General features: G+C 65.9%; 9 protein-coding genes. 6 read left to right on the top strand and 3 right to left on the bottom strand.

What is annotated here, in order from left to right:
• On the bottom strand, nucleotides 1-1,691 hold a 1,691-nt coding region (locus tag ACX80F_RS06970; RefSeq protein WP_459335650.1), incomplete at its 3' end, for a polysaccharide deacetylase family protein.
• A gap of 311 nt (nucleotides 1,692-2,002) precedes the next feature.
• Nucleotides 2,003-3,085: a TerC family protein gene (locus tag ACX80F_RS06965; RefSeq protein WP_459335649.1), complete on the bottom strand. Its 1,083-nt coding sequence runs from the start codon at nucleotides 3,083-3,085 to the stop codon at nucleotides 2,003-2,005.
• 224 nt (nucleotides 3,086-3,309) lie between these two features.
• Here ACX80F_RS06965 and ACX80F_RS06960 point away from each other — a divergent pair, with 224 nt between their 5' ends.
• Genes ACX80F_RS06960 through ACX80F_RS06950 form a run of 3 tightly spaced genes read left to right on the top strand, consistent with a single transcriptional unit; the run spans nucleotide 3,310 to nucleotide 5,339 of the window.
• Nucleotides 3,310-4,011, top strand: a complete 702-nt coding sequence (locus ACX80F_RS06960) for a histidine phosphatase family protein (protein WP_459335648.1) — start codon at nucleotides 3,310-3,312, stop codon at nucleotides 4,009-4,011.
• A 15-nt stretch (nucleotides 4,012-4,026) separates the two neighbouring features.
• Nucleotides 4,027-4,572: a DUF3090 domain-containing protein gene (locus ACX80F_RS06955; RefSeq protein WP_459335647.1), complete on the top strand. Its 546-nt coding sequence runs from the start codon at nucleotides 4,027-4,029 to the stop codon at nucleotides 4,570-4,572.
• Nucleotides 4,572-5,339 (top strand): SCO1664 family protein, encoded by a 768-nt coding sequence (locus tag ACX80F_RS06950; RefSeq protein WP_459335646.1) that lies wholly within the window; start codon nucleotides 4,572-4,574, stop codon nucleotides 5,337-5,339. Before ACX80F_RS06955 ends, ACX80F_RS06950 begins: the two co-directional genes overlap by 1 nt.
• Before the next feature lie 82 nt (nucleotides 5,340-5,421).
• Here ACX80F_RS06950 and ACX80F_RS06945 read toward each other — a convergent pair whose 3' ends face one another.
• Nucleotides 5,422-6,237 (bottom strand): DeoR/GlpR family DNA-binding transcription regulator, encoded by an 816-nt coding sequence (locus ACX80F_RS06945; protein ID WP_459335645.1) that lies wholly within the window; start codon nucleotides 6,235-6,237, stop codon nucleotides 5,422-5,424.
• A gap of 224 nt (nucleotides 6,238-6,461) precedes the next feature.
• Between ACX80F_RS06945 and ACX80F_RS06940 the strand changes: the two genes are divergently transcribed.
• The 3 genes from ACX80F_RS06940 (at nucleotide 6,462) to ACX80F_RS06930 (ending at nucleotide 9,603) form a co-directional block, all read left to right on the top strand.
• On the top strand, nucleotides 6,462-7,757 hold the full coding sequence (locus ACX80F_RS06940; RefSeq protein ID WP_459335644.1) for an ABC transporter substrate-binding protein: 1,296 nt from the start codon (nucleotides 6,462-6,464) through the stop codon (nucleotides 7,755-7,757).
• A gap of 72 nt (nucleotides 7,758-7,829) precedes the next feature.
• Nucleotides 7,830-8,756: a carbohydrate ABC transporter permease gene (locus ACX80F_RS06935; protein ID WP_459335643.1), complete on the top strand. Its 927-nt coding sequence runs from the start codon at nucleotides 7,830-7,832 to the stop codon at nucleotides 8,754-8,756.
• A 7-nt stretch (nucleotides 8,757-8,763) separates the two neighbouring features.
• Nucleotides 8,764-9,603, top strand: coding sequence for a carbohydrate ABC transporter permease (locus ACX80F_RS06930; RefSeq protein WP_459335642.1), 840 nt, complete (start codon nucleotides 8,764-8,766; stop codon nucleotides 9,601-9,603).
• Nucleotides 9,604-9,643 lie beyond the last annotated feature (40 nt).

Raw genomic sequence — 9,643 nt, 5'->3', positions numbered from 1 at the left:
CTGATCCCCTGAGCCGCCAGCCAGGAAATCTCCTTGTAGAACACCCGACTCGTGCTCACATCCGCGAACGGCGACACCGCCGGCGGCGTGTAAGCAGGAGAACCGGCCGCCCGGTAGAGAAATGCGGCCATCTGATCCCGGGTGGTCGCCTGCAAGGGCCGGAAGGTCCGGGTCCCATTCGCCTCAGCCCACCCGGTACTGATCCCCTGAGCCGCCAGCCAGGAAATCTCCTTGTAGAACACCCGACTCGTGCTCACATCCGCGAACGGCGACACCGCCGGCGGCGTGTAAGCAGGAGAACCGGCCGCCTGGGTCAGTTCGTAGTCATCCGTGATGAGCGTGCCGTTGCTGGTCAGGTTCAGACCCATGCTGATCGCCGAGGCGCCGGCCGGCACGGGAGGCGTCGTGTAGGTGGTCTGCGTCCAGTCGGCTGCAGAGTTGTATTTCGGGCTGGAGGTCCAGTACATCCAGGTCCCCAGACCGGTCCTGTAGTACAGCTCGAACTGGGTGGGTGCGGTCGCCTTATACCAGGCCTTCATCTGGTACGCGGTGCCCGGTGTCGCGCTGGGAGCACACTCACCGAGGTCGAGGGTCGGCAGGAGCTTCGCGTCGCCGTCGACGTAGTCCGCCATGGTCAGTTGCTGGGCCACGTTGCCGGTCCGTCCCGGGCTGACCTGGCTGAACGTCCGGGAGTTCGTGCCGTAGCCGCCGAAGGCCCAGCATTCGGGCTTCCCGGCGACATCACTGCTGGTCTCCAGACTCGGGTTCCTCAACAGGTTCCCGGTGGTGATCGGGGCCGGCACGGCAGGGCCGGAGACAACCGGCTTCGTGGCGCCGCCGATGACCTGGTCGACGGTCTGCACCGTGATCCGTCCGGCGGCGACCTCGTCCTTGAGCCACGTCGTGTACTGGTTGAAGAGCTCGGTGGTGACGGACAACGGATCACTGTCACGGCCCACGTGGTGGAAGGTCAACTGCACCCAGCCGCCACTGCCGTTCACGGACTGCGTGACCTGGTTCTGCAGATCGGCGAGCGTCCAGGTGTTGTCCACCTGATCCGGTGCGCCGGTGTAGAACGGTGTGCCCGGAGGAATGGTTTCGGCGACCTTGAAGGTGGCAGAGGCCGGGTTCTTGCTCCGGACATCCCCCAGCCCCCGAGCACTGTTGTACCCGCAGTCCCGCACGATCGCCTCTACTTCCGGGCTGGCGGACGCGAACGGATAGGCGAAGCTCGTGATATCCAGCCCCAGGCCGGTCAGGTTCACCCTGTCATTGCAGACCTGGCGTCGCGCCTCGTCCGCCCCCGTCGCTACCAGGTCGGGATGCGTGACGGTGTGGCCGCCGATCTCGTGACCATCGGCCTGCATCGCCTGGACCTGGGCCGGGGTCAGGAACTGCGGGGCGTTGAGGTACCCCGAGGGGACGAAGAAGGTTCCTCGCAGCCCGGCATTCTTCAAGGTGGTCGCGGCAGCGAACTGATTGTCGTTGGCGTCGTCGAAGGTGAGGGTGACCACCGTGTTCGCTACGGCCTGCGCCGGCGCCGCGACGACCATCCCACCGAGCAGACCCGCGACCACCCCCAGGACGCTCCCCATGGCGGTCCAGCGGGTCCTGCCCCGAGAAGCGACGAGCGCCCTCCGGCGTTGGTGGTTCGATCGCGGATCGGCGCGCCGATCATCCAGTGTTCCCATGTCTGTATCCCGCTCTGTTCGGGGGGAACCCGTTCGAGCACAACCCGGAGCCTGGTGAACACACCTACCGTTCGGTGCCCCGAAATCCGACCCAGCCGCTCGTTCCCCTACGATTCCGCAACACCAGTGCGTCGTGGCAGCTAGTGCGCCAGGCCCCCATGGCGACCTGTGCTGGAAGCGTATTGGGGAGCTGCGGCAGGATCGCGAGTGGTCACTACCCCACTTCGCACGGCGGGGAGCACCCGAACCGCCTGCTTCTACTCAGCCGGCAACGCCTGCGTGTACGTAGGGGTCGAGGAGCGTGCCGGGCCCTACTTCGAGTGCTTGGACGAGGAGCTGGTGGTCCCTACGGCCGGGGCACCGTCGGTGTCGTCCTCCGGGTCGGCGGAGATGACCGGCTCGTCCCGCACCGTCTCGCGGTCGTTCCTGGCGACGTCACCCCGGGTCTTCAGGAGGCTCGCGACGGTGGCGACAGCGATCGTGGCGCCGATGAACAGCAGCGAGAACCAGATGGGGATCTCCGGCACCCAGAGCAGCGGTTGACCGCCGTTGATGAAGGACAGCTCGTTGACGTGCAGGGCGTGGAAGACGAGCTTCACGCCGATGAACGCGAGGATCACGGCGAGTCCCTGGGCGAGGTAGATCAGGCGTTCGAGCAGCCCGCCGATGAGGAAGAACAGCTGGCGCAGACCCATGAGCGCGAAGGCGTTGGCCGTGAAGACGATGTACGCCTCGTTGGTCAGGCCGTAGATCGCGGGAATCGAGTCGACGGCGAAGATGAGGTCCACGAAGCCGATCGCGATGATGGTGAGCAGCATCGGCGTCACCCAGCGCTTGCCGTCCTTCTTCACGGTGAGCTTGTCCCCGTGGTACTCGTCGGTCACCGGGAGGACGCGGCGGACGAACTGCATGAACTTGCCGTCGGCAGGGTTGGAGTCGTGGCTGCCGAACGCCTGCTTGTAGGCCAGGAAGAGCAGCAGCGCGCCGAAGATGTAGAAGATCCAGGAGAAGTTCTCGATCAGTCCCGCGCCGATGGCGATGAAGGCGCCACGGAGGACGAGGGCGATGATGATGCCGATCATCAGCACCTTCTGCTGGTACTTCTTGGGGACGGCGAAGCCCGTCATCACGATCAGGAAGACGAAGAGGTTGTCGATCGACAGCGCCTTCTCGGTGAGATAACCGGCGAAGTACTCGCCGCCGAAGTTCCATCCCGACACCACGCCGATGCCGACGCCGAAGAGCAGGGCGAGGGCGATGTAGAACGCGGACCAGCGTGCCGATTCACCGATGCTCGGTTCGTGGGGTGTGCGCACGTGCGCGAAGAACTCGTAGACGAAGAAGAGGATCGTCACGGCGATCGTGATCAGCCAGATGGTAGGCGTGATCTCCATGTGGGGTGCTCCAAAGGGTAGGCGTCAGATACAGGCGCCAAGGTCTCCTCCGCCCGGACGGAACCGGAACCGACGGGCCCGGGATGCTTCACTGCATCCGTATTGACGGGCCGATCACAGACGGGAGTACTCCCCTTGATACGACAAGCCTAGCGCACATGGGGCCGTACGCATGCCTCGTGGCGCGGGGGCATCGCCGTCGGGCACATGGCTAGGCTGGGGGAATGGCCACAGTTCTCCTCGTGCGGCACGGCCGCACCACAGCCAACGCGACCGGGCTGCTGGCCGGTCGGGCCGACGGCGTCAGCCTCGACGAGATCGGCCGCGACCAGGCGGCCCTCACCGGAGGCAGGCTCGCGGCCGTGCCCCTCGTCGGCGTCGTGTCGAGCCCCCTCGAACGGTGCCGGCAGACCGCGCAGTTCGTCCTCGACCGCCAGTTGGGCTCCCCCCACGCGCCCATCGATCCCGACCTCACCGAGTGCGATTACGGGCAATGGCAGGGCCGTCTGCTGAGCGACCTCTCGACCGAGCCCCTGTGGCCGATGGTGCAGTCCCAGCCCTCGGCCGTCACCTTCCCCGGTGGCGAATCCATGGCTGCGATGCAGGCGCGGTCGGTGGCTGCGATCCGGCGCCACGACGCAGCCTTCGAGGCCGAACACGGGCCCGGGGCCGTGTGGGCGGCAGTGAGCCACGGCGACGTCATCAAGTCGATCCTCGCCGACGCCCTCGGCACGCACCTCGACCTGTTCCAGCGCATCACCGTCGGTCCGGCCTCGGTATCGATCGTGCGCTACGGGGCGAGCCGGCCGACCGTTTTCGCGACCAACACCGACGCCGGGGATCTGTCCTGGCTGGCGACCAGCGCCCCCACCGGTGACGCCCCGGTGGGTGGTGGCGCAGGGCACACGGCGCCGCGTTCCGCATGAGCCTAAAATGCTCTTATGCCTACAACTGTTCACGAGTTCGCCTGGCCTGACCGGGTTGTCGTCGGCACCATCGGCCTTCCCGGGTCGCGTACGTTCTACCTGCAGGTCCGTTCCGGGTCCCAGCTCGTGAGCATCGCGCTGGAGAAGCAGCAGTCGGCCCTGCTCGCCGAGAAGATCGACGAGATCCTCGACGAGCTCAGCACCCTGGACGGCAACCCCTTCAGCGTTCCCGCGAGCACGCCCATCGAACTCGTCGACAACGACCAGCTCGAGACCGTCGAGGAGCAGTTCCGGACCGGCGCGATGAGCCTGGGCTGGGATCCGGCGACGGCGCAGGTGGTCATCGAGGCATACCCGCTGCCCGAGACCGACGACGACGCCACGCTTGAGGACGACGAGACCGAGGCATCCGAGATGCTGCTGGTGCGCATGCCGGTCGGCACCGCGCGCGCCTTCACGAAGCGCACGCGCGAGGTCGTCGGGGCAGGTCGTCCGATCTGCGTGATCTGCGGTCAGCCCATCGACGCCGACGGGCACACCTGCGCCCTCCCCGAGGTCTGATGCCCGCGCCCGATCTCGTGACCGCCGAGCTGACGCTCACCGGCCGCATCACGACGGCGTCGAACGCCACGTTCCGGGGCAGCATCGGCGACACCGCCGTCGTGTACAAGCCGATCCGGGGCGAGAACCCGCTGTGGGACTTCCCCGACGGCTTCCTGGCCCACCGGGAAGTGGCCGCCTATCTGGTCTCGGAGGTCCTCGGCTGGAACATCGTGCCGCGCACCTGGCTGCGGGACGGTCCGTTCGGCGAGGGCATGGTGCAGCTCTGGCAGGAGACGGACCCCGACCAGAGCGCCGTGGACCTCGTCGCGGCGGACGCTGTGCCGGAAACCGGATGGAAACAGGTCCTCGAAGGGCAGGACGAGACCGGGCGGATGGTCGCCGTCGTCCACGAGAACACCCCCGTGCTGCGTCGTATGGCGGTGTTCGACGTCCTGGCCAACAATGCCGACCGGAAGGGCGACCACATCCTCGCCATGGCGGATGCGCACCGGTACGGCGTGGACCATGGCCTTACGTTCCACAGCGACCACAAGCTGCGGACGGTGCTGTGGGGGTGGCTGGGCGACGAACTGACGGCAGAGGAGCTCGACGGCGTCGATCGGGTCAGCGAGGCGCTGCAGGGTTCCCTCGGAGGCGAATTGGCGGGGCTGCTGACCGCCTCGGAAATCGTCTCGCTCACCGAGCGCTGCGCACGGCTGCGCGCGACGGCGCTGTTCCCGGCGCCGAGCGGTCGGGGGTCAGCAGTGCCCTGGCCGCTGTTCTGAGCACATTCCAACCACGGACGTCCCGGGTTCCGGAGACTCCTCGATCTCCAGACCCCGCACCGCACCGCCGTCGAAGCGGGTGTCACGCCCGCTCGGGTACCAGCATCGTCACCCCGGCGGCGTCGAGCGCGTCGGCCAGCTCCGTCGACGGCGCCCTGTCGGTGATCAGGTAGTCGGCGCCCTCTAATGGGACGATCTGCGCGAACAGCCGGCGGTCGAGCTTGGTGGAGTCGGCCAGGATGGCCGTTCGCTCGGCCCGGCTGATCATCTCGGCCATCATCGCAGCGTCGCCAAGGTTCGACGTCGAGTAGCCTGACGCGTCCACCGCGCCGACCGCGATGAGTGCCATGTCACAGCGGATGTCCACCTCGGGCGTGCTCCCACTCATGCCGAGGGTGACCGGGCCCGTCGTCGCCTGAGTGAGAGTGCGCACGGCCCCGCCGAACATATAGAGGTCACGGAATACCGCCGGCGAGATCTCCGCCGGGATCCGGAGATTGTTGGTGGCGATCGTCAGGTTGCGGTGATTCCGAAGCGCCCTCGCGACGGCGAGGCTCGTTGTCCCGGCGTTGATCATGAGGACAGAGCCGTCGGTCACCAGTTCGACGGCGAGCTGGGCGATGGCCTCTTTCTCCGTCGTCTGCATGCTGAGCCGCACATCGATCTCACGGTCCCGGCCGGCCCGCTCGCTGGTGCTGACTGCACCACCGTGTGTCCGTATGAGGATGTTCTCCCGGTCCAGCTGATCGAGGTCGCGCCGGATCGTGTCGATGGACACGTTGAAGTGCGCAGCGAGGTCGGCGACAGTCACGCGTCCCACCTCGTCTACGTAGGCCGCGAGATCAGCCTTCCGCCCCGCGGGTAGTTGGCGGACGCGCTGCAGTTCTTGCGAAGTCATGCTTCATCTGTAACACACGAGCTTCCCGGGCGCACCAGAAACAGCAGGAAACAGCATCCCCTTGCGAGCAAGGAAGGCGGAATGACCCACTTTTTGCAGTTTTTGGCAATTTTGGCCGCACCCTACCCTTGACGTGAACTGTGAGCGAGGGCACAATCGTGGGGAAAGCAGCAAGAAAAAGCATAACCAAGCGAAATGTCGCACTATCTCAACGAGGAGACCTGATGTCCACCCATCGGCGCATGCGTACCCGCGCAACCCTATTCACCGGCATCGCCACCACTGCAGTCTCGATCGTCGCACTCACCGGGTGCGGTTCGAGCGGCTCCGGCTCCGAGGAAGCTGGCGGCGATGTCACCATCGAGTTCGCGCAGTGGTGGGAGCCCGAGCTCCCCGACGGCGAGTTCCGCGCTCTGATCGACACCTTCGAGGAGGAAAACCCCGGAATCACCGTGGACCTCGTCAGCGGACCCTACGCCTCCACCAAGGAGCAGCTCTTCGCCGGTGCGGCGTCGGGCACCATGCCCGACGTCGTCGGCCTGGACGGCGCCTGGGTGAGCGACTTCGCCGAGCAGGGCGTCATCGCCGACCTCGACCCACTGCTGGAGGAGGCCGGTTTCGACGACAGCCAGCTCGTAAGCCAGGTCAAGGTCGAGGACAGCACGTACATGGTCCCGGTCGTCAACTTCGTCTACCCGATGTTCACCAACGACGACCTCCTGGCTCAGGCCGGAGTGAGCGCTCCCCCGGAGACCCGCACAGAGTTCGCCGACGCGGCCAAGAGCATCTCCGAGCTCGACGGCGACGTGGCCGGCTGGGTTCTCCCACTCTCCCTCGAGGCGCCGAACGGCGTCCAGAACGATGTGATGTCGTGGGCCTGGGCCTCGGGCGGCACCATGCTGAAAGACGGTCAGCCGGACCTCACGAATGACGATGTCACCTCCGCCGTCGAGTTCATCGGTGGGATGTGGGACGAGGGCGTGATCGCCCCCGGCAGCTTCACCATGAAGGAACAGGACAAGGTCGAGGAGTTCACCAACGGCCGCGTCGGCATGATGATCGACTCTCTCGCCCACATCAACCTGATCCGCGAGACCAACCCGGACCTGAAGTTTTCCATCTCCGCGGTGCCCGCCGCAGACGACTACACCGGCGAACGCGGCATCCCCTACGCCTCCTGGGGTATCGGCGTCGCCGAGAACTCCGAGAACAAGGACGCCGCCGCCAAACTGGTCTCCTTCCTGATGAGCGAGGACACCAACTCCGAGCTCTCGACCATGGCGAACGCTTTTCCCGGCAACACCGAGTCCGTCCCCGCCTTTGTCGAAGACGACGAGTTGTTCAAGAAGGCTTTCGAGATCTACCAGGCGGGCTACCCCGCCAACGAGTTCGTCGGCCTGCCCGTCGCTGAGGAACTGATGCGCCAGCTCGGCGCCCAGCTGCAGTCCGCGTTCGACGGCCAGCAGTCCCTCTCCGAGGCGCTCGAGAAGGCGCAGACGGAGTGGGAAGCCGAGTTCTAGGCCCCCTTCCCCGCACCGGATCGGGCACCGCTGCCCCCACGCGGTGCCCGATCCTCCACAAAGGTCGTCCCCATGAGCCTCCGCACTGTTACCCCGCCCGACCCCGAGACCCTCCTCGGGGGAGCACCGCCCCGCAAGCGCCGCCAGCTGCGCCGCGCCAGCGAGTCCTACGGGTTCCTCGCCCCCACCCTGATCCTGCTGTTCGTTCTCATGATCGTCCCGATCGTGATGGTGATCGGCTACTCCTTCCAGGACAACGTGATCCTGAAGTCGTCCTCTGAATTCACCGGGACGGCCAACTACGTCACGGTGCTGACGGACCCGGCGTTCTGGAAGGCGACGGGAAACACCGTCTTCTTCTCCACCGTCAGCGTCGCCGTACACCTCGTCCTCGGCCTCACCTTCGCAATGCTGTTGAACAGCCCGCTGATCAGCGTCACCTCCCGGGCCGTCTTCCGCGCCCTGTACGTCCTGCCGTGGCTGTTCACCGCGGCCGTCATCGCCGTCCTCTGGCGCATGCTGCTCTCCCCCAACGGGATCGTGAACTTCCTCCTGAACACCGATGTGGAGTGGCTCGCCGATCCCCAGCTCGCGCTCGGCACGGTGACCTTCATCAACATCTGGGCTGGCTACCCGTTCTTCATGGTCAGCCTACTGGCGGGCCTGCAGGGCATCCCGCAGGACCTGCACGAGGCGGCGAGCATCGACGGCGCCAGCCACGTGCAGCGCTTCTGGAATGTCACTATCCCCCAGCTCCGCCCGATCATCATCAGCCTCGTGCTCCTCGACCTGATCTGGACCTCCCAACAGTTCGCGCTGATCTGGCTGACCACGGGCGGCGGGCCGATCGACGTCACCGAGATGCTCAGCACCTACACCTACAAGCTCGCCTTCGCCAACTACGACTTCTCCCTCGCCGCGACCGCCGCGGTCCTGATCCTGCTGATGTCGCTTGTCCTGGCTGTCCTCTACGTCCGCCACCAGAAAGCAAGGGATTGACATGGCGATGACCACACAACGCCGCACCCGCCTGGCGAAATCCGGTGTCCTTGCGGGCCTGCTCCTCGGGGCCGTGTTCGCCGCAGGACCCGTGCTCTGGATGCTGTCCAGCTCGTTCAAGTCCAACACCGAGATCTTCGAACTGCCGCCCCGGCTCATCACGGACTCGTTCTCGTTCGACGCCTACGCCGCCATCCTGACGAACTCCGAGACGCTACGGTTCTTCTTCAACAGCTACCTCGTGGCCGGCGCCGTGACCATCCTCACGCTCCTGGTGGCCATCCACGCCGCCTATGCCTTCAGTAGGTTCGAGTTCCGCGGCAAGCGAGTCCTGAACGTCGTCATCATCAGCGTCCAGGCCGTCCCGCCCATCACCCTGCTCATCCCGTACTTCGGCCTGGTGGTGGCCCTCGGGCTCTACAACACCTACCCGGGGCTCATCTTCACCTACATGGTGTTCACACTGCCCTACGCCATCATCATGATGACCGGCTACATGAACACCCTGCCCCGCGAACTCGATGAGGCCGTGCGGGTTGACGGCGCCGGCTCGCTCACCGCCCTATGGCGCGTCCTCGTGCCCATCTCGGTCCCCGGCATCGTTTCCGTCGGTATCTACACGTTCATGATCGCCTGGAACGAGTACCTCTTCGCGCTGACCCTCACCCGCACCACGGAGATGCGCACCGTGCCGATCGGCATCCAGCTGCTCATGGGCCAGCACTCGTACGAGTGGAACCAGATCATGGCAATGAGCATCCTCGGGTCCATCCCGGTACTCATCCTCTTCCTCGTCCTTCAGCGCTTCTTCATCAGCGGCCTCACCGCCGGCTCCGTCAAGAGCTGACCCCACACACCCCCTTTCGCACGTCATCCATCCAAGGAGA

Source organism: Arthrobacter sp. TMS2-4, from assembly GCF_054511075.1.
This window is presented reverse-complemented; position numbering and strand designations above follow the sequence as displayed.

What these genes read in the sequence shown, in the direction of transcription:
- ACX80F_RS06965 (WP_459335649.1), bottom strand. Translation starts at nt 3,085, where the DNA reads ATGGAGATCACGCCTACCATCTGGCTGATCACGATCGCCGTGACGATC.
- ACX80F_RS06960 (WP_459335648.1), top strand. Translation starts at nt 3,310, where the DNA reads ATGGCCACAGTTCTCCTCGTGCGGCACGGCCGCACCACAGCCAACGCG.
- ACX80F_RS06955 (WP_459335647.1), top strand. Translation starts at nt 4,027, where the DNA reads ATGCCTACAACTGTTCACGAGTTCGCCTGGCCTGACCGGGTTGTCGTC.
- ACX80F_RS06950 (WP_459335646.1), top strand. Translation starts at nt 4,572, where the DNA reads ATGCCCGCGCCCGATCTCGTGACCGCCGAGCTGACGCTCACCGGCCGC.
- ACX80F_RS06945 (WP_459335645.1), bottom strand. Translation starts at nt 6,237, where the DNA reads ATGACTTCGCAAGAACTGCAGCGCGTCCGCCAACTACCCGCGGGGCGG.
- ACX80F_RS06940 (WP_459335644.1), top strand. Translation starts at nt 6,462, where the DNA reads ATGTCCACCCATCGGCGCATGCGTACCCGCGCAACCCTATTCACCGGC.
- ACX80F_RS06935 (WP_459335643.1), top strand. Translation starts at nt 7,830, where the DNA reads ATGAGCCTCCGCACTGTTACCCCGCCCGACCCCGAGACCCTCCTCGGG.
- ACX80F_RS06930 (WP_459335642.1), top strand. Translation starts at nt 8,764, where the DNA reads ATGACCACACAACGCCGCACCCGCCTGGCGAAATCCGGTGTCCTTGCG.